Source organism: Variovorax sp. V93 (genome assembly GCF_041154485.1).
In the GTDB taxonomy this organism is placed as follows: Bacteria; Pseudomonadota; Gammaproteobacteria; order Burkholderiales; family Burkholderiaceae_C; genus Variovorax; species Variovorax beijingensis_A.
The window spans coordinates 778720-801020 of sequence record NZ_AP028669.1 but is presented as its reverse complement, the minus strand read 5'-3'; the positions used below and the strand labels follow the sequence as shown (position 1 = coordinate 801020).

At 62.4% G+C, this 22301-nt stretch carries 21 protein-coding genes and 2 riboswitches; of the genes, 9 read left to right on the top strand and 12 right to left on the bottom strand.

The window, feature by feature from the left end; translation table 11 throughout:
* Positions 1-21 precede the first annotated feature (21 nt).
* Together gmd and ACAM54_RS03570 are read left to right on the top strand one after the other, a co-directional pair.
* Positions 22-1059, top strand: a complete 1038-nt coding sequence (gene gmd, locus ACAM54_RS03575; protein ID WP_369650942.1) for a GDP-mannose 4,6-dehydratase — start codon at positions 22-24, stop codon at positions 1057-1059.
* Positions 1056-1952, top strand: coding sequence for an NAD-dependent epimerase/dehydratase family protein (locus ACAM54_RS03570; protein ID WP_369649864.1), 897 nt, complete (start codon positions 1056-1058; stop codon positions 1950-1952). Before gmd ends, ACAM54_RS03570 begins: the two co-directional genes overlap by 4 nt.
* 450 nt (positions 1953-2402) lie before the next feature.
* On the opposite strand, the gene ACAM54_RS03565 is transcribed toward ACAM54_RS03570, so the two are convergent.
* The 9 genes from ACAM54_RS03565 to rfbB all read right to left on the bottom strand — a co-directional run bounded on the left by ACAM54_RS03565 (position 2403) and on the right by rfbB (position 12091).
* Entirely contained in the window at positions 2403-3665 is a 1263-nt protein-coding gene (locus ACAM54_RS03565; RefSeq protein WP_369649863.1) for a glycosyltransferase family 4 protein, read from the bottom strand.
* A gap of 43 nt (positions 3666-3708) precedes the next feature.
* Complete coding sequence (locus tag ACAM54_RS03560) at positions 3709-4902, bottom strand: FkbM family methyltransferase (RefSeq protein ID WP_369649862.1); 1194 nt, start codon at positions 4900-4902, stop codon at positions 3709-3711.
* 41 nt (positions 4903-4943) lie between these two features.
* Positions 4944-5873, bottom strand: a complete 930-nt coding sequence (locus ACAM54_RS03555; RefSeq protein WP_369651895.1) for an NAD-dependent epimerase/dehydratase family protein — start codon at positions 5871-5873, stop codon at positions 4944-4946.
* Positions 5874-5910: 37 nt separating this feature from the next.
* The gene (locus ACAM54_RS03550) at positions 5911-7161 is read right to left on the bottom strand and encodes a glycosyltransferase family 4 protein (protein WP_369649860.1); all 1251 of its coding nucleotides are present in this window, start codon (positions 7159-7161) and stop codon (positions 5911-5913) included.
* 10 nt (positions 7162-7171) lie between these two features.
* Entirely contained in the window at positions 7172-8284 is a 1113-nt protein-coding gene (locus ACAM54_RS03545) for a glycosyltransferase family 4 protein (protein ID WP_369649859.1), read from the bottom strand.
* Positions 8285-8629: 345 nt separating this feature from the next.
* The gene (rfbC, locus tag ACAM54_RS03540) at positions 8630-9178 is read right to left on the bottom strand and encodes a dTDP-4-dehydrorhamnose 3,5-epimerase (protein WP_307698404.1); all 549 of its coding nucleotides are present in this window, start codon (positions 9176-9178) and stop codon (positions 8630-8632) included.
* Positions 9175-10077 carry a glucose-1-phosphate thymidylyltransferase RfbA gene (gene rfbA / locus ACAM54_RS03535; protein ID WP_192325321.1) on the bottom strand — a complete coding sequence of 301 codons (903 nt, stop codon included), beginning with the start codon at positions 10075-10077 and terminating at the stop codon, positions 9175-9177. Before rfbA ends, rfbC begins: the two co-directional genes overlap by 4 nt.
* A 44-nt stretch (positions 10078-10121) precedes the next feature.
* The gene (gene rfbD, locus ACAM54_RS03530) at positions 10122-11012 is read right to left on the bottom strand and encodes a dTDP-4-dehydrorhamnose reductase (RefSeq protein WP_369649858.1); all 891 of its coding nucleotides are present in this window, start codon (positions 11010-11012) and stop codon (positions 10122-10124) included.
* Positions 11009-12091: a dTDP-glucose 4,6-dehydratase gene (gene rfbB, locus ACAM54_RS03525; RefSeq protein WP_369649857.1), complete on the bottom strand. Its 1083-nt coding sequence runs from the start codon at positions 12089-12091 to the stop codon at positions 11009-11011. The genes rfbD and rfbB overlap by 4 nt, the downstream gene beginning before the upstream one ends.
* Positions 12092-12185: 94 nt before the next feature.
* Positions 12186-12279, top strand: a riboswitch (glycine riboswitch).
* Between the two features lie 39 nt (positions 12280-12318).
* A riboswitch (glycine riboswitch) is annotated at positions 12319-12425 on the top strand.
* Positions 12426-12516: 91 nt separating this feature from the next.
* On the opposite strand from rfbB, the gene ACAM54_RS03520 reads away from it, so the two are divergent.
* On the top strand, positions 12517-13818 hold the full coding sequence (locus tag ACAM54_RS03520) for a D-amino acid dehydrogenase (RefSeq protein WP_369649856.1): 1302 nt from the start codon (positions 12517-12519) through the stop codon (positions 13816-13818).
* 18 nt (positions 13819-13836) lie between these two features.
* Here ACAM54_RS03520 and ACAM54_RS03515 read toward each other — a convergent pair whose 3' ends face one another.
* From ACAM54_RS03515 to ACAM54_RS03505, 3 genes are all read right to left on the bottom strand, one after another.
* Positions 13837-15117 (bottom strand): FIST C-terminal domain-containing protein, encoded by a 1281-nt coding sequence (locus ACAM54_RS03515; protein ID WP_369649855.1) that lies wholly within the window; start codon positions 15115-15117, stop codon positions 13837-13839.
* A 45-nt stretch (positions 15118-15162) separates the two neighbouring features.
* Positions 15163-15906 carry a PhaM family polyhydroxyalkanoate granule multifunctional regulatory protein gene (locus ACAM54_RS03510; RefSeq protein ID WP_192325329.1) on the bottom strand — a complete coding sequence of 248 codons (744 nt, stop codon included), beginning with the start codon at positions 15904-15906 and terminating at the stop codon, positions 15163-15165.
* A gap of 90 nt (positions 15907-15996) precedes the next feature.
* Positions 15997-17412, bottom strand: a complete 1416-nt coding sequence (locus ACAM54_RS03505) for a PLP-dependent aminotransferase family protein (RefSeq protein ID WP_369649854.1) — start codon at positions 17410-17412, stop codon at positions 15997-15999.
* A 103-nt stretch (positions 17413-17515) separates the two neighbouring features.
* On the opposite strand from ACAM54_RS03505, the gene ACAM54_RS03500 reads away from it, so the two are divergent.
* Genes ACAM54_RS03500 through ACAM54_RS03475 form a run of 6 tightly spaced genes read left to right on the top strand, consistent with a single transcriptional unit; the run spans position 17516 to position 22301 of the window.
* Positions 17516-18115, top strand: coding sequence for a LysE family translocator (locus ACAM54_RS03500; RefSeq protein WP_369649853.1), 600 nt, complete (start codon positions 17516-17518; stop codon positions 18113-18115).
* Entirely contained in the window at positions 18112-19068 is a 957-nt protein-coding gene (locus tag ACAM54_RS03495; RefSeq protein ID WP_369649852.1) for a DMT family transporter, read from the top strand. Before ACAM54_RS03500 ends, ACAM54_RS03495 begins: the two co-directional genes overlap by 4 nt.
* A 30-nt stretch (positions 19069-19098) precedes the next feature.
* A complete protein-coding gene (locus ACAM54_RS03490) occupies positions 19099-20301 on the top strand; it encodes a PLP-dependent aminotransferase family protein (RefSeq protein WP_369649851.1) in 1203 nt (400 codons plus the stop codon).
* Between the two features lie 24 nt (positions 20302-20325).
* Positions 20326-20958, top strand: a complete 633-nt coding sequence (locus ACAM54_RS03485; protein WP_369649850.1) for a DJ-1/PfpI family protein — start codon at positions 20326-20328, stop codon at positions 20956-20958.
* A gap of 24 nt (positions 20959-20982) precedes the next feature.
* Entirely contained in the window at positions 20983-21654 is a 672-nt protein-coding gene (locus tag ACAM54_RS03480; RefSeq protein WP_369649849.1) for a LysE family translocator, read from the top strand.
* A 5-nt stretch (positions 21655-21659) separates the two neighbouring features.
* Positions 21660-22301 carry a glutathione S-transferase family protein gene (locus ACAM54_RS03475; RefSeq protein WP_369649848.1) on the top strand — a complete coding sequence of 214 codons (642 nt, stop codon included), beginning with the start codon at positions 21660-21662 and terminating at the stop codon, positions 22299-22301.

Sequence of the window (22301 nt, the reverse complement as noted above, 5' to 3'; positions counted from 1 at the left end):
GACAATACAGAGAAGGTTCTCATGAAGAAACATGCCGTTGTAACGGGCATCACCGGCCAGGACGGCGCCTATCTGGCCGAGTTGCTGCTCGCCAAGGGATACGTCGTCTATGGCACCTATCGGCGCACCAGTTCGGTCAACTTCTGGCGCATCGAGGAACTGGGCATTCAGAACAACCCCGACCTGCATCTGATCGAGTACGACCTGACCGACCTGGGAAGTTCGATCGAGTTGATCCGCCAAGCGGAACCGGTCGAGGTCTACAACCTAGCGGCCCAGAGCTTCGTGGGCGTGAGCTTCAACCAGCCTGTAGCGACTGCGCAGATCACAGGCGTGGGCGCCCTGCACCTGCTGGAAGCCATCCGCCTCGTCAACCCGAAAATTCGCTTCTATCAAGCGTCCACCTCCGAGATGTTCGGCAAGGTGCAGGCCATTCCGCAGGTGGAAGACACACCTTTCTATCCGCGCAGTCCCTACGGCGTTGCCAAGCTCTATGCCCACTGGATGACCATCAACTACCGCGAGAGCTATGACATCTTCGGCTGCAGCGGCATCCTGTTCAATCACGAGAGCCCCTTGCGCGGGCGCGAGTTCGTGACCCGCAAGATCACGGACAGCGTCGCCAAGATCAAGCTTGGCAAGCTCGACACCCTTGAACTCGGCAATCTCGACGCCAAGCGCGATTGGGGTTTTGCGAAAGAATACGTCGAGGGCATGTGGCGGATGCTGCAGATCGACACGCCCGATACGTATGTGCTGGCAACCAACCGCACCGAAACCGTCCGAGACTTCGTGAGCATGGCGTTCAAGGGCGCGGGCATCGCAGTGGATTTCAAGGGCAGCGGCGAAGGCGAGTCCGCCGTGGACACGGCCACCGGAAAGACTGTCATGCGCATCAACCCGAAGTTCTATCGACCCGCGGAAGTCGAACTACTGATCGGGAACCCGGCCAAGGCCAAGGCCAAACTCGGCTGGGAGCCAAAGACCACGCTCGAGGAACTTTGCCAGATGATGGTCGAGGCAGACCTGCGGCGCAATCGCCAGGGCTTCTCGTTTTGAGAATCCTGCTAACCGGCGCCGAGGGTTTTACCGGTCGGCATTTCACCGAACGCGCATTGGCCGAGGGAAACTCGGTCATTGCGCTGCAATCCGATCTGACGGACAGCGACGCGCTTCGCCAGGAAGTGCTCGAGGCGTCACCTGACGCGGTAGTTCACTTGGCGGCGATCAGCTTCGTCGGGCATGCGGACGAAAAGGCGTTCTATGCCGTCAACGTGGTGGGCACCACGAACCTGCTCGATGCGCTCGCCAGGCTGCCCGCGCCGCCCCAACGTGTGCTTCTGGCCAGCAGCGCCAACATCTACGGCAACACAGCGCAGTCGCCGATCAGTGAGGCCCAGCCACCCGCGCCGGTCAATCATTACGCCACGAGCAAGCTCGCCATGGAATGCATGGCCCGGACATATGAGGATCGACTGAATCTGATAATCACTCGCCCCTTTAACTATACGGGGCCGGGTCAAGACGTGAACTTCCTGATTCCGAAGCTGGCCATGCACTTTGCCAACCGAGCACCCTCTATTGCGCTTGGCAACCTCCATGTAGAGCGGGAGTTCAACGACGTTCGGATGGTGTGCAGCGCGTATCTTTTGCTGCTCGCGTATGGTGAGCCCGGTGAAATCTACAACGTGTGTTCAGGTCAACCTTACGAGCTTCAGCACGTAATCGACTCTTTCACTCAGATAACGGGCCACAAAATGGAGGTATCTGTCAATCCGGCCTTTGTCCGAGGCAATGAGGTACATCGGCTTTGCGGTAGTCCGGCGAAATTGAATGCGTTGCTATCAAGATATGGCGCCAAACTTGAAGCCCCCACTTTGGAGGAAACGCTACGGCGCATGTTGTTACCAGCGCTCGACAGGAGCCTTGCAACCGCACAGGTCCTCGGCTAAGCATCCATGCCGATCGTCGATCTTCGTGATGCGCACGCAGCGAGCCTGTCTATTTGAAGAATGACGAGCTCTTCATCGCTGAATTCATAGGTGTGCTTCAGATGCAGCAGGCTGACCATCAGGCGCGTTGGCAGGCGTGGGCCGGCCCGCTGCAGCGAATACCACCGCCGGCGATCTGCAAGCTCGAACCGAACAGGTCGTCTTATTCGATGACAAGGCCATCGCGAGCGCGGCGCAATTCAATCATCTCGACCAATCGCTGACGGAAAAGTCAGGCGCGTCGCTGGCCTCGATTATCACGTAAATCCCTCGGAAATCAATTCATCTTCCAACGATTCTCGGAGGATTCGGTGCGCCGCCAGCGCTCCGCAAAACCAGTGTTCATGCGGCGCGCGAGGGAATTACAGGGCCCACCACTTAGCAAACACTTTCTCCAAACGAGCCGGCGACCTACAAGTGTTCCTCCACAGCTGACGCATCGGCCCTCATTGATCCGTCCAGCGGGTCGATACGTGTCGCGTGAGCGCGGGCTGATTCAGCTGCGCGAATCATAGGCTTAAGACAATTTTTCCATAGCAATCCCTCGACAGTCTCCTGTAGCCGGGGTTGCTCGACATGCTCGTTCATCAGGTAGCTATCGACAAGCCTCCAAAACTCGTCGGGGTCATCAGCTATTGCAACGCCATGCAGGCCAATCCACTGTTCAAAACCTTCAAAGGCAAGCTTAGTCGCAACTATAGGACGGCCACTGACAATAGCTTCCGCCGTCTTCAAATTCGATCCTCCCGAATACATTTTTGGAAGAATTACTACTCTGGCATTTCTATAGAGCGCGTTTAGCGCAACGTCATCGACCCAGCCCAGGAAGCGGCATCTTCCCAGAATCTTCGTCGCCTTTCTGAATTGCGGAGCAACTTCCATGAGCGCCCCAACTTTTCCACAAACCATAATCTCGCCGTGGCGCAGCGGATGGCCGGAAGCTCCCGCGGCGAAATCGACAATACCTCGTGCATTTGGCGGATGAGCACTGCTAACGAATAAGGCATAAGGCGAGCTAGCCGGCAGATATGACGAAACCGACTCCATAGTCGAGCTTTGAACGCAAGCGACGCCATTTGGTGCAACGCACACCTTTGCAGCATTAAGTTTGACGAATTCCCGAGCGTCGCCGTCCGAGACAGCGACTATAAGATCTACCTCCGAGGCAATGTCTTGCTCGATCTGTGCGATATCGCGAAGCGTCTCTGGCGTTACATCGCCCGCGGCAACGCTCCTATGGCCCCATGCAATAGTTTCGAAGTTATAAGACGAATGTACGATCGTCACGCCTTCCAAATATCTTTCGCGCTTTAGTCGCCTCACCACAGGCCAGAGCGCAATTTCTTCAAACTGCAATAGATCTGGTCGATATTCACGCACGATCTCGGCAAAAGCAGCAAAGCTCTCTGGTGCTGCCGCCACAGCTTCCCACCAAGACATCTCCGAACGTCGCCTATCGCTTGGGAGTGCTCCATGGAATTCCGCGGCTCCACCGCTCAGGGCAATGTCCGTCGGCCCGACGTCATCAGCCCGGCATCCACTGGGAATGTATAGGCCCGCGGACCGCACTTCGTGGCCGGCGTCTTCATAGGCCCTTGTTATAGACGCGGCGCGAAGTTGTCCGCCATTACGAGGATGGCGATATGGCCAGGGAGCCAGAATCAATATCCGCATTACGTTTATCGAATTTCAAGAAAACCGTTAGACATCGAGAATCTCAACTGCTTCGAGGCTTGGCAATATAGTCAGCCTGCCGCCCAGGAGAGGTCTCATGCAAAACCTCGACCGCGTAGTCGAGCTTCTCAAAAAACGCAAAAAAACCTTCAAGCGTAGCCCCATGAAGTGCCGCCAAATCCCGCTCCCACTCAAAGAGAACGACTGGTTTTGATTTGGCAATTGTGCGTTCCGCACCGGCCAGCACTCGGAGATCCGAGCCCTGAGTGTCGATCTTAATCAACGAGACATTTTCGAGCGCCAAATCATCGAGAGCGATTGCATCAACGTGCGGATCGCCCGGAGCCGCAATCTCGAACGACAAAGCCGCAGCATTTTCAATTCGGTTGTAATCAATATCACCACCAACCATCGGAACACCTATTTCTTGATGGTCCTGTGGGGCGAGTCGCATCGCGATGCTACGATCGTATAGTGCTCCGTTGTGCGTGACGACGTTCAAACGCTCATTCAAGGCTAAATTGCCACAAAGAACCTGAAAGATCCCCAGTTGCGGCTCAAACGCATGAACGGTGGAAAAGCAGCGCGACATCGTAAGTGTGTGTATGCCAATATACGCGCCCGCATCAATTGCGACCCCATCTGGTCTGGCGGCCTCTTCTATTGCTTTTCGCACATGCGGCTCCCACTCTTCGCCCGCAATAATCCGCTTCCCAATATGATCATTTTGCCGCACGAGCAGTCGCTCGGCCGCTTGCCCCTTGGCGATAATCAAACCGTTCGAATTTTTTTCCTGCGGCAGATTTGCACCCAGCTGTTCATATTTTTGGAGAGAAATTTCAAGCTTACTTATGCGCTCCTCCACTCCATGAGCAATCGACTGAATTTTTCGGTCTAATGTAGAGAGATTGCCGCTCAGGACACCTGCTTCTTCTTCGAGACCCGCAATACGATTTGCGATGGCAAATGCGTCTTTTCGCAATCCGCCTGTCAAAGAGTCAACCTTGGCGGAAGCCCTTTTTTCCGCCTCAACCGCGACCTTTTCAATCTCAGCTGAGATTTCCGGGATTTGGTTACGAATACCCAAATCAACCGCATCAATTCTGGCGGCGATCCGCCCCTCAGCACCGCGAAAATATGGGGCAATTAACCACCAAACAAACCTCCGCACCGGATTCGTTGCCCACCGAGTTGAAGATCTTGATCGCCCAAACTCCGATAGATTTCCAAGCTCCATCTATTTCTCCATCTTAAACTACAATTAAAAGAATGCCTACATTAGATCAGACTGGAAAACGCGCAGCCAGCTTTCAAGTCTCTAATGGTGTTATCAATTCCTGCCGACAATGAAACCTGTGGTTCCCAGCCTAGCGCTCGACATACCCGATCAATGGCGAGAACATTGACTGGTACATCAATGAGGCGGGATGGAGAGCGCCTGACGGTGAGCTGGCGACCTAAAATTTTCTCAATTTCATCGACGGCCTGATTCAGACTCACACCAAGGCCGGTGCCGACGTTGAAGATGAACTGATCCGAAGGTGGCGCCACGGCCAGATTGGCCAAGCAAGCAGCCAGATCAGCGATGTGAATGAAATCGCGCGTTACGTTTCCGTCGCCCCAAATAATGATGTCCTCTCCAGTCAATGAGCGATGCAAGAATGTTGTAATTACCCCAAGACCTCGCTCCACATTTTGACCCGCGCCATATGGATTAGAAATCCGAGCGACCCTGCAGTCGATGCCATGCATGGAGCGGAATAAACTCAGATATATCTCCGCGGACACCTTTCCTGCCCCGTAGGCAGTAATCGGTCTAAGCACGACGTCTTCATCGATTGGGGTTCTGTTTACCTTTCCATATACAGTTCCGCCCGAAGATGTAAATACAACGCGCCCTTGGCCTTTTCGTCTCAACGCGTCAAGTAGTCCGATGGTGGCGGAAACGTTCAAAAGAAGATCGCCGGCCGGATTAGCATTTGCGCTAGCAGGTATGGAACTCCAAGCGTAGTGGTGCACCACATCGACGTCTTTTACAAGCTCGTCCCAATCGGCCGAAGCCAACTCGAAGGATTTTCTCGAAATGCGACTAGCTTCGGCATCCGGGAAAGCAAAAGTTTGAGGTAACCGCGTGGCAATTGTCACACTGAAGCCTTTGCGGGCCAACAGCAACGCCACATGGCGACCGATAAAACCGTCCCCACCCAAAATTAGGTGCCGCTGTGCCTGTCCTGTTTGATAAAATTCACCCAAAGCGCAACCTCACCGACAAATTGTGCTTCAGAAACAGAAGCAGCGGAAGCTTCGGATCTTCGGGCATCTCCCAAGAGCGCGCGCACTCCTCAAATGCACGTTCCATTTTGTCCAGATGACGCTCAAAAGACAGATCGCTCTCGACTAAACGTCGACCGGCCCGGCCCATCTTTGCCAAATTCACTTGGCCAGCCGCAACTTCGGCCATTGCTCTTGCAAGATCTTCTGCTGTGCGCTCGATCTTTATGCAGTGGACACCGTCGACTAGTCGCTCGCTAGTTCCACAATTCCGGGTCAATATCGGCGGGGTGTAGCAACCCGCAGCCCCTAGGGGCGCAAAGGGGAACGGGTCTCTCTCCCAGGTGGGACAAAGAAATGCGTCATACGCTGAATACGCCCTCAAGAGATCCATGTAGGGCAGCGAACCAAGAAATCGGACACGTTCTTCCACACGCAGCCGCTTTGCCATATCTACATAGCGTGGCAAATCGCCTTCACCAAAGATGTCGACTGAAAAATCAACTCCGCTCTCCTGTAACTGCGCACTGGCCTCGATAATTAGATCAGTGCCTTTGTGAGGCGCAACGGAACTTGCTGCCACGAACCGCGCTTTCCCATTCTGCAAGTACGGCTGGTGTGGCAATGATTGAGAAAGATCAGCCCACCCAGCCACAATATCAGCACCCTGGGGAAACGATATACTTGATTCGGTCTCGATCTCATCAAGAAGATTTTGACTTACAGAGAAAATACGCGCTTTCTCATAGACCTCGCCTCCTCGAGCATTAAATATTCCTCTGACGTCGGCCGGGACATTGGCTGCAATATCAACCGGCACTCTATCTCCCAAATAAAGCGTCCAAGGCACGTCCAGATGATTCAACAAGTCCATCATGGCCAACCCACCTATTCCTGTCAGATTCCATGCAGACACAACATCTGGACGGAAATCTAACAAGGCATCCAACAAATGGAGTGTGTTGGCATAGGACGAGCAGACCGCACTGTGGAGATCACGAGCTTCTAGGGTCTGGTTTGGAGTATGAGGAACATACCAGTGCAGATCGAGACGCCTACGGATCCAGTCCGGCGTTTTTGTTTCCTGCGGAACATGGCTCCAGGTGGTGAGGACTTGGACCTCATGCCCGCGACTACGCATCGCTTCTGCAGTTTGCGCGCAAGCAATTTCATAGCCACCTATTATGAGTGGCGGGTAAAGATTGGTGAGAAACAGAATTCGCAATGCTGTACCCTTAGTTTTTTCGACTCACTATGGTGCGCCTGTAAAAGGCAGCCAAACGAGCTCCAATTGCACTGAGGCCATGATGAGAAATAACGTGTGAACGCGCAAGTTCTCCGGCATCAGATGCCGGCCAGGCTCCGGCAGCCACTTTTTCGAAAATCGCTACCAAATCATCGTGCGAGGAAAACACTTGACCGAATCGAGCATCGGTCACCAGTTCCGGCAGAGACCCGGCGTCGGATACAATAACAGGCAAACCGCATGACATCGCCTCCAGGGTAGTCAGACCCATCAATTCAGGCTTCGCAATATTGTTTCCATAAATATCACGGGCCGTGGAAGCTTGCACGAACACTGCACTATTATTGTATATATCAAGAAGGGCGTCGTCGTCGGCTTCTAGAACGAACCGGACGTTTTTTCCTTCCGCCATTTTTACAAGCAGTTCGTAATATGGCTGATGATAAGGGCGGCCAACGATCGTCAAATTAAGGGAGGAGGGCAGCGCTGCAATCACACGGTCGATTCCTTTATGTGGCAATATGCGGCTGACACACAAAATTTGACCTACATTGGCAGACGGTTCCCGTGAGGCCGGCACGAATCGGTCAGTATCCACAGGCCCAATGAGAATTTCGTGCGGCCCCTTGAAATGCGAACCCACTAGATTGTGGGCATACTTCGAAATAGAAATCAGTCCGTCCAAAAGCTCGATTCCTCGACCGCGCAACATCTGCGGGTCCTCTCCACCGCCAAGATCGGTACCAATAGCTGGGATTTTTAACGAGCGAACGATAGACGTGCTGAACGCGCCGAATAACGTCAAGCACTGATGTATGTGAACGAGATCGAACCCGTCAAGCTCGCGCCACAGCCGTGTCGACAGTGCGTTTGTCATACCCGGATGTGAAGATTCGTTTTTCAGAACACGGACCGGGATGCCATTTCGCAAAAATAATTGATCATCTGGTCCAATCGAAAATATGGCCTGCTCAAAGCCTGCGACCGTTTGCAAGGATTGCGTGAGATAGTCAACATATCTCTCCCCGCCGCCCACATACGAGTCTGGAGAAAAATACGCTGGACTCAGATGCGCAATACGGAACTTCTCACCGCTTTTCATGGCGCCCTTAATTCAAGAATTTGGTTGAAACTGTTTAAGCGCGGGCCTCGTGTGTTTATACATTTGATTGCCCCCTTGATATCTGAATGAAGATTGTGCCCCCCGGTCCAGTGACACCCGCATCGGCTTGCCGGAGGAAATACGACCAATTTGATAAAAAATGCACTACATGCTCGCTCGTGTCGCTGCGCCCGGTCATCACGCGAATCCCTCAGAAATTAATCCATCTTCCAACGATTCTCGAGGACTGGGTGCACCGTCGCCGCTCCTGCAAAACTAGTAATTCATGCGGGAGGCGAGGAAATTGCAGGACCGACTACATCGCAACCGGTTCTTCGCTACTTTTCAGTCGAAGATTTCGGCTTGATTCAGTGAAACGCCGGCTTGATCTTTCGCGGACAGCATGGGCGCCATCCCGATGTCTGGCCATGCAATACCGACTTTCGGGTCGTTCCACGCTATGCAGCGTTCGTGCGCCGGCGCATAGTAGTCTGTGGTCTTGTAGAGGAAGTCTGCTGTCGCGCTAACCACAAGAAAGGCATGTGCGAACCCGGCCGGTATCCACAGCTGTCTGTGGTTGTCCTCGCTGAGCTCCACCCCCACCCATTGACCAAACGTCGGCGACGACTTGCGGATGTCCACAGCTACGTCGAATACCGCACCGCGCACCACGCGCACCAGCTTGCCCTGCGGCTGCTGGATCTGGTAGTGCAGGCCGCGCAGCACCCCCTTGGCCGAGCGCGAATGGTTGTCCTGCACGAACTCGACGTGCCGCCCCACGGCCTCGTCGAACGCCTTGCCGTTGAAGCTCTCGTAGAAGAAGCCGCGCGCATCGCCGAACACCTTCGGCTCGATGATCAGCACTTCGGGGATCGCGGTCGGCGTGGCCTTCACGAGCGCACCTCCTCGGCCAGCAGGTGGTTCAGGTACTTGCCGTAGCCGTTCTTCTGCAGCGGCGCGGCAAGCCTGGCCAGCTGCTCGCTGTCGATGTAGCCGTTGCGCCACGCGATCTCTTCCGGACACGCAATCTTGAGGCCTTGCCGATGCTCCAGGGTCTGGATGAACTGCGCGGCCTCCAGCAGGCTCTCGTGCGTGCCGGTGTCCAGCCAGGCATAGCCGCGCTGCATGATCTGCACGTTGAGCTGGTCCCGGTCCAGGTAGGCCTGGTTGACGGCCGTGATCTCCAGCTCGCCGCGCGCGCTGGGCTTCACGGCCTTGGCAATGTCGACCACCTGGTTGTCGTAGAAGTACAGGCCAGTCACCGCATAGCTGCTCTTGGGCTTCAACGGCTTTTCCTCGATGCTGCTGGCCTTGCCCTGCGCATCGAAGGCCACCACGCCATAGCGCTCGGGGTCGTGCACATGGTAGGCGAACACGGTGGCGCCGGAGGGCTTCGCATCGGCGTCGGCCAACAGGTGCGCGAAGTCGTGGCCGTAGAAGATGTTGTCGCCCAGCACCAGCGCGCTCGGCGCATTGCCCAGGAACTCGTCGCCGATGATGAAGGCCTGCGCCAAACCATCGGGACTGGGCTGCACCGCGTACTGCAGGTTGATGCCCCACTGGCTGCCATCGCCCAGCAGTTGCTGGAAGCGCGGTGTGTCCTGCGGCGTGCTGATGATCAGGATGTCGCGCATGCCGCCGAGCATCAGCGTGCTGAGCGGGTAATAGATCATCGGCTTGTCGTACACCGGCAGCAGCTGCTTGCTGAGCGCGAGCGTGGCGGGGTGCAGCCGGGTGCCGGAGCCGCCGGCCAGGATGATGCCCTTGCGTTGCGTGGTCTTCGTGGTGGTCATTGTGTTGTGTTCTCCGCTTCTTGCGTGCTTCGCTAGCGCTGCTGTCAAAGGGTCTCGCGCAGCATGCGGGCCACGCCCTGCTGCCAGTGCGGCAGCACCAGGCCAAAGGTGGACTGCAACTTGTGCGTGTCCAGGCGCGAGTTGGCGGGGCGTGTCGCGGATGTGGGAAAGGCGCTGGTGGGCACGGGGTCGACCGCTTCCGGACCTGCCTTGAGTTCCACGCCCGCCGCCTTCGCCTGCTCGATCACGAAGCGCGCATAGCCGTGCCATGTGGTAACGCCACCCGCCACCGCGTGATAGAGCCCCGCCTTGGCGGGGTCCTGCAGGGTTGCGCGAATGGCGTGCGCCGTGACGTCGGCCAGCAACTCGGCGCCGGTGGGCGCGCCGAACTGGTCGTCGATGACGGTCAGGCGATCGCGCTCCTTGGCGATGCGCAGCATGGTCTTGGCAAAGTTGCCGCCGCGCGCGGCATAGACCCAGCTGGTGCGAAAGATCAGGTGCTTCGCGCAATGCTTGGCCACCAGTTGCTCGCCTTCAAGCTTGGTGCGGCCATACACGCTGAGCGGACCGGTGGCGTCGTCTTCCTGCCAGGGCGTGCTGCCGCTGCCGTCGAAAACGTAGTCGGTGGAGTAGTGCACCATGAGCGCGCCGATCTGCTGCGCGGCTTCGGCCACCACGCCGGGGGAGGTGGCGTTGAGCTTGCGCGCGAACTCGGGCTCGCTCTCGGCCTTGTCGACGGCGGTGTGGGCTGCGGCATTGACGATGACGTCGGGGCGCACTTTCAGCACGGTGTCGGCCAGTTGCTCGGGGCGGCTGAAATCGGCATTCAGATCGGTGCTGTCGAAATCGAGCGCGACCAGCTCGCCCAGCGGTGCGAGGCTGCGCTGCAGCTCCCAGCCGACCTGGCCGCCCTTGCCCAGCAACAGCAGCTTCATGCCGCGGCCTGGGCCGCGGGTGCGGCGTCGTATTGCTTCTCGACCCATTCGCGGTAGGCACCGCTTTGCACGTTGCGCACCCATTCGCCGTTGGCAAGGTACCACTCGACGGTCTTGCGGATGCCGCTGTCGAAGGTTTCGGCGGGCTTCCAGCCGAGCTCGCGTTCGAGCTTGCGCGCGTCGATGGCGTAGCGCCGGTCGTGGCCCGGGCGATCGGTGACGTAGCTGATCTGCGCCTTGTAGGGCTTGCCGTCGGCGCGCGGGCGCAGTTCGTCGAGCAGGGCGCAGACGGTGTTGACGATCTCGATGTTGGGCTTCTCGTTCCAGCCGCCGACGTTGTAGGTCTCGCCGAGCTTGCCGGCTTCGAGCACGCGCCGGATGGCGCTGCAGTGGTCCTTCACGTAGAGCCAGTCGCGCACCTGCATGCCGTCGCCGTACACGGGCAGGGGCTTGCCGGCCAGGGCGTTGACGATCATCAGCGGGATGAGCTTCTCGGGGAAGTGGAAGGGCCCGTAGTTGTTGGAGCAGTTGGTGGTGACGACCGGCAGGCCGTAGGTGTGGTGCCAGGCGCGCACGAGGTGGTCGCTGGCGGCCTTGCTGGCCGAGTAGGGGCTGTTGGGCTCGTACTTGTTGTCTTCGGTGAAGGCGGGGTCGGTCTTGGAGAGGGAGCCGTAGACCTCGTCGGTGGACACGTGCAGGAAGCGGAAGGCGGCCTTCTGCTCGGCCGGCAGCGCGCTCCAGTGGCCGCGCACGGACTCGAGCAGGCGGAAGGTGCCGAGCACGTTGGTCTGCACGAAGTCTTCGGGGCCGTGGATGGAGCGGTCGACGTGTGATTCCGCGGCAAAGTTCACAATGGCCCGCGGTTTGTGCTCGGCCAGCAGGCGATCGACCAGGGCGCTGTCGCCGATGTCGCCCTGCGCGAAGATGTGCCGCGGGTCGCCCTTGAGGGACGCGAGCGTCTCGAGATTGCCGGCGTAGGTCAGTTTGTCGAGATTCACGACAGGCTCGTCGCCCTGCGCCAGCCAGTCGAGTACGAAGTTGGCGCCGATGAAGCCCGCGCCGCCGGTTACCAGGATCATGAGTCTCCCCGAAGTTTCGAATCGATGACAATTATCCCATTGCTCCGAATTGTCAAAATTCATGGTTGGCGGCTTTGCGGCCTCCGCCTACAATCGTTTCATTGCAGGAGAGCGAGTAGTACTTATTGCTACTCCACCGAAGGCGCAAACTCCCATAAACGCTCAGGTCGGCCGAACGTAACCTTGAAGTTCTTTCAAAGAGTTGCGTGGCATGTACTGCATCAATTGACAGGCCGTCTGGAGAGCCATCGCCCCGCGCGATGCACCGAAGGAGCAAACCCGTTGCAAGGTGCAACAGGTGAATCTCTCAGGTACCAAGGACAGGGGGAGCGGCGACTTGGACGGCGTTCGTCCGGTTGCTCGCTATTGAATCAGTAGCACACCAAGTCCGCCGTTCAAGTGCCCATCTTCAAAAGGTACTTGAAATGCGCGTGATCGTTCTTGGCGCCGGCCTGCTCGGCGTGACTTCGGCTTACTTCCTCCAGCAACTCGGCCACGAGGTGACCGTGATCGACCGGCAGGCCACGCCGGCCGCCGAAACCAGCTTTGCCAACGGCGGGCAGATCTCGGTCAGCCATGCCGAGCCCTGGGCCAACCCGAGCGCTCCGCTCAAGGTGCTGCAATGGCTGGGCAAGGAAGATGCGCCGCTGCTCTTTCGCATCCGCGCCGACATGCGCCAGTGGCTCTGGGGCCTGCAGTTCCTGCGCGAATGCACGCCGGCGCGCACCCGGCACAACATCGAGCAGATCGTGCGACTGGGCACCTACAGCCGCGACGTGCTGCAGCAGCTGCGCCGCGACACCGGCCTGGACTACGACCAGCGCACGCAGGGCATCCTGCACTTCTATACGACGCAGAAGGAGTTCGACGGCGCCCTGGAGCCGGCCGAACAGATGCGCGCGCTCGGCTGCGAGCGGCGGGTGATCTCGGCCGACGAGGCCGTGAAGATCGAGCCCGCCCTCGCCCACATCCGCCCGAAGCTGGCCGGCGCCACTTACACGGCGGAGGACGAGTCCGGCGACGCGAACCTTTTTGCGCGCGAGCTGGCGAAGCGCGCGGCCGCAGCGGGCGTGAAGTTCCTCATGAGCCACACGGTCACGGCGCTGCGCGAGGCCGGCGGCAGCATCGACCATGTCGAAGCCACCGACTGCGAAGGCCGCTTCCAGCGCATCCGCGGCGACGCCTTCGTGCTCGCGATGGGTTCGCTGAGCCCGATCGTTGCCGCGCCGCTGGGCATCCGGCTGCCGATCTATCCGGCCAAGGGCTATTCGGTGACGCTGCCGGTGAAGGACGCCTCCAGGGCCCACCAGGTTTCGCTGACCGATGACGAGTTCAAGCTCGTGTTCTCGCGCTACACCTCGGCCTCGGGCGACCGGCTGCGCATTGCCGGAACGGCCGAGCTCAACGGCTACGACCGCGACCTGAACCGCGTGCGCTGCGAGGCGATCGTGCGGCGCGTCGAGGAGCTCTTTCCGGGCGCCGGCGACACCACGCAGGCCCAGTTCTGGACCGGCCTGCGCCCCGCAACGCCGAGCAACGTGCCGCTGATCGGCAAGACGAAACTGCCGAACCTGTACCTGAACACCGGCCATGGCACGCTCGGCTGGACGCACGCCTGCGGTTCGGGCAAGTCGATCGCGCGCATCGTGAGCGGGCTCGCGCCCGAGGTGGACTTTGCGTTCACCGGCCTGCCTGCGCCGGCAGCGCGCGTGCTGCAACCGGCCTGAACACAGGCAGGGCTGGGTTCAGTCCTTGCTGGTGAACACCGTCAGCACGCCGGTGTAGCCGTAAAGATGGTGGCGGGCGATTTCGCCCGCGGCGAAGAAGCCGACCAGCGGCACGTCGCCCAGCGCGTGCCGCACGATCTGCAGCTCGGCGCCCGGTGCGCCGAAATGCGGCCCGCCGCGCCCCGAGCAGCTCACGTACACGGCGCCCGCGATGCGGCGCGCCGGATGCGGCGCCGCTTCGGCCTCCCCGGCCGCGACGGCGCGCGCGGTGGCCAGCGTCTGCTCCTCGGGCTCGAGTTCCTCGCGGATTTCCGCGCAGATGCGCATCAGGTCGGCGCGCGCGGCCTGCGCATTGCGGCGGCAGAAGGTCAGGCGCATGCCGGCCTCCGCCACGTCGGCAATGGCGATGCCGCGGCGCGTGGGGTCCAGGCCGATGATGTGGCGCACCAGCACGTCGGCTCCCAGGTCGCCGGTGCGGCGGATGCCGTCGCTGCCCGCGTCGGCCAGGCCCACCAGGGTGGCGCGCACGGCGTCGATGGCCTCCTGCGGCCGCTCGAGCGACACCTGCAGGTCGTCCAGCAGCACGTCGAGCGCGGGTTCGCCGTCCAGCTTGAGCAGAAGGTTGCCGTCGGCTTCGGTGATCTCGCGCTCGCGCCCGGCGCCCGAGCGCAGCGGCTGGCAGCCCTGGGTGACGCGCGACACCAGCCGCACGCCCTCGCCGAACACCACGCCCGACAAGCCGCCCGAGAACACGCCGCCCGCGGCGCCATGCCCGCGGATGTTGCCGTTGCCGCCCACCGCGAACTGCAGCGCGCCGCCGCGTCCCGACGAGAGCCCGCCGAACAGATAGCCGGTGTTGGTGCGGCCCGCCATCTCGCCGATCAGTTCGGTCAGGTCGGGGGTGGCGGGGTCAGCGTGCACCAGCGCCGTATGGGCCTCGAAGCCGCTCATTTCCGAATTGCCCAGCGGCGCCACGCCGGAGAACACGCGGTATTGGTCGCTTGGCAGCGCGCAGAGCATCAGGCTGAGTCCGGGCTCGTCGAAATATTCGGCATTGTTGGCCGAGACGCCGATGCCGACCGTGCCGGACCAGTCGGTGACCTCGGGCAGTTCGGCGCTCAGGTGGTCGAGGATGTCCTGCGCGTCCGCCGCGTAGTGGTCGGTGATGTAGAGCAGCCCGAGCGTGGGCGACGGCGCGTAGTCGGGCAGCGCCATCTGCGCGCGCAACTGGGCCAGCACGAGGCCGGCTGCCATGCGCCATTGCGGGTGGGTGGCATGGCCGGAAGGAAACAGCTTCATGATGCGTGCCAACCCGTTCTCTTCAAGAAATGTGTGTGTATGACGTCAGCGCCGGCCGGCCGTTCGCTTGCGCGCGGCGGCCGATGCCTTCTTTGCGGCGGCGGGCGCTGCCGCCTTCCTGGCCGCGGGCTTCGAGGCCGTGGGAGCCGCCGCCGGCTTGCCCATGGCCTTGCCCACCGCATCGGCCATCGGCTGGGCCATGGCCGGCACCTTGAGCTGGGCCGCATCCTGCAGCGCCGAACTCGCGATCTGCTGGAACTGCTCGGTCAGCGAGCCCCACCATTGCATCGGATCGATCACGCCGGCGCCGCCATTGCCGCCACCACCGCCTGAAGCCGGCTTGCTGCGCGCTTTCTTCGCAGGCGCCGGGGCTTCTTCGGGCTCGGCTTCCGGTTCGGCCGGCGCCGCAGCCGCCGGTGCGGGTGCCGGCGCAGCAGCGGCAGGCGCCACGGCGGCCGCCTGCTTGGTGAACGCGCTGGCGATATCTTCCATCCGCACGTTCATGCCGCGCAAGGTCGAAAGTGTCATCTTTTGCACTTCGAGCGCCTGGATGGTGGCCTTGAGCGCGTGGCCGTTCTGCTCGAGCCAGTACTGCACCGTCTTGAGTTCCTGGATGCGCTTGTCGACCTCTTCCACGCTCAGCGTGGGGGCCACCCAGCTCGCGAGGCTCGGCAACCCGGGCACCGCGCCGCCCGCCGAACCGCCGGCGCCACCGCCGGCAAGGTTCTTCAGAAAATCGAATCCGGGGACGAATTGGCTGAAGTCGAAGGGTTGGCTGGCATTGCTCATGCGGAGGTCTCCGGGTTGGGTTTTCTTGTGATGCCAGCTTACTCCAAGGCACCGCCGTTTTGGGCCTGCCAGCCCCGCCCGTTCGAGCCGTCAGAGTTCCGCGCGCACCTTGCTGAACACCTTCCAGAACGCCGCGTCCTGCGAGGTCGCGAAATTGATCCGCATCATCGTGCTCGGCGGCCGCCGCGCATGGAACAGCGAGCCCGGCGCGAGCAGGTAGCCCTGGTCGAGCATGCGCTGGGTGAGCGCGTCGGTGTCCACGCCGGTGTCGACCCAGCCGAACAGGCCCGCCGGCTCCGACGCGAAGCTGCAACCGTGCGCCATCGCGAGCTTCACCGCGCGGCCGCGCGCGCCGTCGAGCCGGATGCGCACGCGCTCGGAATGCCGCCGCAATTGCCCCTGGTCGATGCACCATGAAAGCGCCCGTTCGAACAGCGTGGGCGTGGTGAGCGTGGCCAGCAGCTTGGTTTCGAGCAGCCGCTCCTTCAGTTCCGGCGAGGCAGCCAGGAAGCCGATGCGCCAGTTGGGCGCCAGGATCTTGGCGAACCCGCTGACGTAGATGGTGCGCTGCAGCCCGTCGAGGGCGCTGAGCCGCGTGGCGTGCTCGGGCGCGAGGTGGCTGTAGGTGTCGTCCTCGACGATGTGGAAGTCGTGCTCGTTGGCCAGCTTGAGCACGCGGTGCGCGCTGCCGGGCGTGAGGCTGTAGCCGGTCGGGTTGTGCAGCACGCTCACGCTGACGAAGAGCTTGGGGTTGTGCAGCTGGCAGTACTGCGCCATTACCTCCAGGTCGGGCCCGTCGGCGCGGCGCGGCACCGGCAGGATGCGCATGCCCAGCGCCTCGAGCCGCGCGAACTCCAGCGCCCAGCCGGGCTCCTCGACCATCACCGGATCGCCGGCGCGCAGCAAGGTGCGGCTCACGATGTCCAGCGCGTGCGTGGCGCCCACCGTGGTCACGATCTGGTCGGGCGCGGCGGGCACGTTGATGCCCACCAGCTTGTTCGACAGGCTGCGCCGCAGCGCGGCGTCGCCCGAGGGTTCGCCGTACTGGAGCGAAAGCTCCTGCAGCGCCGCTGTACTGGTCATGCGGCGCACGGCCGTCGGCATGAAGGTGGACGACATCCATTCGGGCGGAAACACCCCCATGCCCGGCTGCGGCTTGTCGCTGGGCCGGTGGAACATGCTGCGGATGAGCGAGCTCGCATCGGCCGGCACGCGCGAGGCCATCATCTGGATGACCATGGGCGCCGCATTGGGCGGGCGGCCATCCTGCGCCGGCGCCGAATCGCGCACGTAGAACCCGCGCTGGCGGCGCGCCTCGACCAGGCCCTGCGCCAGCAGCTGGTCGTAAGCCGCCACCACCGTGTAGGGGCTCACGCCCTGCTGGCGCGCGCATTCGCGCACCGAGGGCAGGCGCGCACCGGGCGGCAGCAGCCGGGTGCGGATGCGTTCTGCCAGCCGGTCGGCCAATTGCCCCGTGAGCGACTGGGTGGAGGTTCGTGTCAGCATCTGCGCCGGGCTTCTGTGTCGAAAGAAAGACCAATACAGTTTTCGAATATGTTCGATCAACTGTATTGGAACTGTAATGGTGTGAAAGTTTAGAGTGTATGCAATGAACTGGCAAGAATTCACCGCGCTGCTGGTGCTGGCCACGGCGATGAGTTTCTCGCCCGGTCCCAACACCACGCTTTCCACCGCCCTGGCGGCCAACGGCGGCCTGCCGCGCGCCATGCGCTTCGTGGTGGCCGTGCCGGTCGGCTGGACGCTGCTGCTGGTGCTGTGCGCAGCCGGCATCGGCGCGCTGGTGGTGGCAGTGCCTTCGCTGCGCCTGGGCATCAAGGCGCTGGGGGTGGGCTACCTCCTGTGGCTGGCCTGCAAGCTGAGCGGCAGCAGCACGCTCGGCAGGGCCGACGGCGCCAGCCTCTCTGTCGGTTTCGGCCAGGGCGTGATGCTGCAGTTCGTCAACATCAAGGCCTGGCTGCTCGCGCTCACGCTGGTGGCCGGCTGGATCGCGGGGCAGCCCGATGCGCTCGGGCGCTTTGCCATCGTCGCGCCGGTGATGCTGGTCTACGCCTTCATCAGCAACTTCACCTACGCCCTGGCCGGCGCGCTGCTGCGCGAATGGCTCTCCAAGGGAAAGCGCCTGCTGTGGTTCAACCGTGCGATGGGGCTGGTGCTGGTGCTTACGGCCTGGTGGATGCTGAGCGTATGAGCAGCCGCCTCCTTATCAAGGACGAGACGCTCGGCATGTGGCTTGGCGTGATCGGCGTGGCGCTGTTCGCGGTCACCTTGCCGATGACGCGGCTGGCCACCGGCACGCAGGACGCGCCGCAGTTGTCGCCCTGGTTCGTCACGCTCGGACGCGCCGCGCTGGCGGGCATTCTCTCCGCGGTCTTCCTGCTCGCCACGCGCTCGCCGCGGCCCGCGCCGCACCAGTGGAAGCCGCTTGGCATGGCGGTACTCGGCAACGTGATCGGCTATCCGCTGCTGCTGGGCTACGCCTTGCGCGTCGTCACGGCCAGCCACGCGGCGGTGGTGACGGCGCTGCTGCCGCTGGTCACCGCGGCGGTCGCGGCCTGGGTGCTGCACCAGCGCGCGCGGCTCGGCTTCTGGCTCTGCGCCATCGCGGGCAGCCTGCTGGTGGTGATGTTCTCGGTGCTGCGCGCGAGCCAGGGCGGCCATGGCTTCGGCTTCGAATGGGCCGACCTGCTGCTGGTCGGCGCAGTGGTCGCGGCGTCGTTCGGCTACATCTACGGCGCGCAGGTCACGCCGTCGCTCGGCGCGGAGCGCGTGATCTGCTGGGTCTGCGTGATGGCGCTGCCCGTGACGCTGCCCGCCACGCTGGCCATGTGGCCCACGGAGCCCATCGCCACCTCGGCCTGGCTGGGCTTCGTCTACGTGGGCGTGTTCTCGATGTGGATCGGCTTCTTCGCCTGGTACCGCGGCCTGGCCCTGGGCGGCGCGCTGCGCGTGAGCCAGACCCAGCTGCTGCAGCCTTTTCTCTCTATCCTTGCATCCATTCCGCTGCTGGGCGAACCGCTCGACGTGGTCACGCTGGGCTTTGCCATGGCCGTGGTCTGCACGGTGGTGCTCGGCAAGCGCCTTTCGCAGCCGCAGCCCGTTCCTGCCGTTTCACCGCGTGCAGCGCATGCCGAACAATCCTGATCTCACCTCACCCGCCTGAAAGAAAACCCCATGAACTGGAAACTCGCCGCCCGCGCCGCCAAGATGAATCCGTCGGTGCTGCGTGAAATCCTCAAGGTCACCGAGCGCCCCGGCATCATCAGCCTGGCCGGCGGCCTGCCCTCGCCCAAGACCTTCCCGATCCAGGCCTTTGCCGACGCCTGCGCCGAGGTGCTGCACAACGACGGCCAGGCGGCGCTGCAATACGCCGCGAGCGAAGGCTATGCGCCGCTGCGCCAGGCCGTGGCCGACATGCTGCCGTGGAACGTCGATCCCGCGCAGGTGCTCATCACCACCGGCTCGCAGCAGGGCCTCGACCTGGTGGCCAAGGTGCTCATCGATCCGGGCAGCAAGGTGCTGGTCGAAACGCCCACCTACCTGGGCGCGCTGCAGGCCTTCGGCCCGATGGAGCCGAACCCGGTGAGCGTGGCGAGCGACGACGAAGGCGTGATCGTCGAAGACCTGGTGGCCAAGGCGAAGGATGGGCGCTTCATCTACCTGCTGCCCAATTTCCAGAACCCCACCGGCCGCACCATGACCGAGGCGCGCCGCGCCGCCGTGTCGGCCGCCGCGGCCGCCGCCGGCCTGCCGATCGTCGAGGACAACCCCTACGGCGAACTGTGGTTCGACGAAGCCCCGCCGCTGCCGCTGACCGCGCGCAACCCCGAAGGCTGCATCTACCTGGGCTCGTTCTCGAAGGTGCTCGCACCGGGCCTGCGCCTGGGCTTCCTGGTGGCGCCGAAGGCCATCTTTCCGAAGCTGCTGCAGGCCAAGCAGGCGGTCGACCTGCACACGCCGATCTTCACGCAGCGCATGGTCTCGGCCGTGATGAAGGACAACTTCCTCGAGCGCCACGTGCCGACCATCCGCGCGCTCTACAAGCGCCAGCGCGACGCGATGATGGCCGCGCTCACGCGCGAGATGGCCGGGCTGGACGTGAAGTTCAACGCGCCCAAGGGCGGCATGTTCCTGTGGGCGCGCCTGCCCGAGGGCATCGACACGGTGGCGCTCCTGCCCAAGGCGGTGGAGCGCAACGTGGCCTTCGTGCCGGGTGCGCCCTTCTATGCGGACCAGGGCGATCCGCGCACGCTGCGGCTGTCGTTCGTGACGGCCAGCGTCGAGGAAATCGACACCGCCATCGCCGCGCTGGCCTTGACGCTGCGCGAGGAACTGGCGCTGCTGGGCGAGCGCAAGCTCGCGCCCCAACCTGTCTGAGCCACGAAGCAGAGATACGTCACGATGCACATCGCCATCCTTACCTTCGACGGCTTCAACGAACTCGACTCGCTGATCGCGCTCGGGGTGCTCAACCGCATCAAGAGGCCGGGATGGCGCGTGACGCTGGCCGCGCCCAGCGCCACGGTCACCTCGATGAACGGCGTCACCGTGCATGCGAGCTCCACGCTCGAAGCGGCCGCCGAAGCCGGCGCGGTGCTCGTCGGCAGCGGCATCCGCACGCGCGAGATCGCGGCCGATCCGGCCATCATGGGCGCGCTGCGCCGCCTCGATGCGAAGCGGCAGCTGATCGGCGCGCAGTGCTCGGGCACGCTGCTGCTCGCCAAGCTGGGCCTGCTGGGTGCGGTGCCGGCCTGCACCGACCTCACGACCAAGCCCTGGGTGCAGGAGGCCGGCGTCGAGGTGCTCAACCAGCCCTTCTTCGCGCGCGGCAACGTGGCAACGGCGGGCGGCTGCCTGTCGGCGCCCTACCTTGCAGCCTGGCTCATCGCACGCAGCGAAGGCATCGAGGCCGCGAAGAGCGCGCTGCACTATGTTGCGCCGGTGGGCGAGAAGGAAGACTACGTGGCGCGCACCCTGTGCAACATCGCGCCCTATCTCCCCACGGTTGCGGCGGCCACGGCCGACGCGGCCTGAAGGAAGCGCTGCAGGACGCACATCATGATCAGCCTCGCCACGCTCGCGCTCTTCCTGCTGGCCGTTCTCGCGCTGTTCCTGTCGCCGGGGCCGAACATGGCCTTCGTGCTCTCGCACGGCGTGGCCCATGGCCCGCGCGGCGGCTTCGCGGCGGCACTCGGCATTTCGTCGGCCGACCTGGTGCACACGCTCTTCGCCGCCACGGGCGTGACCGCGCTGGTGGCGGCCTGGCCGCCTTCCTTCGACCTGCTGCGCTACGCGGGCGCGCTGTACCTGCTGTGGCTTGCGGTGCAGGCCGTTCGCAGCGGCGGCGGGCTCCTCGCGGGCGCGCGTGCGCAGCCGTCCGCCTTCGCACGCATCGTGCGCATGGCCTTCCTGAACAACCTCGTCAATCCGAAGGCGCTGCTGTTCTTCATGGTGTTTCTGCCGCAGTTCGTCGACCCGGCGCGCGGCAGCGTGCCCTTGCAACTGGTGCAGCTCGGCGTCATGCTGTCGGCAGCCGCGCTCGCGTTCAACACGCTGCTCGGCGCCTGCAGCGGGCAGGTCGGCCGATGGCTGCAGCGGCGCCCGGGGACTGAAAAGTTCCAGCGCGGCCTGTTGGCCCTGGTGATGGTCGGCCTGGCGATCCGCCTGCTGCTGCTCGACCGTCCCGCCGTGCCATCCGCCCTGTCCGCCACACCTGTCCAAGGAAGCTGAACACCATGCTCAACATCTGGGGCCGCATCAGTTCGATCAACGTGCGCAAGGTCGTCTGGTGCGCGCAGGAACTCGGGCTCGACTTCCAACGCACCGAGGCCGGCGGCCGCTTCGGCGTGGTGCAGACGCCCGAGTACCTGGCGCTCAACCCGAATGCGACGGTGCCCACCATCGACGACGGCGAAGGCAGCGATCGCGTCACGCTGTGGGAGTCGAATGTGATCGTGCGCTATCTCTGCGCCAAACATTCGCATGGCAAGTTCTACCCGAGCGAACTGCCCGCGCGCTTCGATGCCGAGCGCTGGATGGACTGGCAGCAGACCACGCTCAACCGCGCAAGCCGCGACGCCTTCGTGCAATGGGTGCGCACGCTGCCGGCCGAACGCGAACCGGCATTGATCGCGGCCTCGGTCCATGCAAGCGAGGCGCTGTTCGCGATGCTCGACGCGCACCTGGCCCGGCAGCCCTTCATGGCCGGCGACCGCTTCACGATGGCAGACATTCCCATCGGCTGCGAGGCGCACCGCTGGTTCGGCCTGCCACCCGCCGAATACCAGCGCCCCAGCTGGCCGAACCTGGAACGCTGGTATGGCGAACTGATCTCCCGGCCGGGCACGCGCGGCGTGCTCGATCTTCCGCTCGAATGA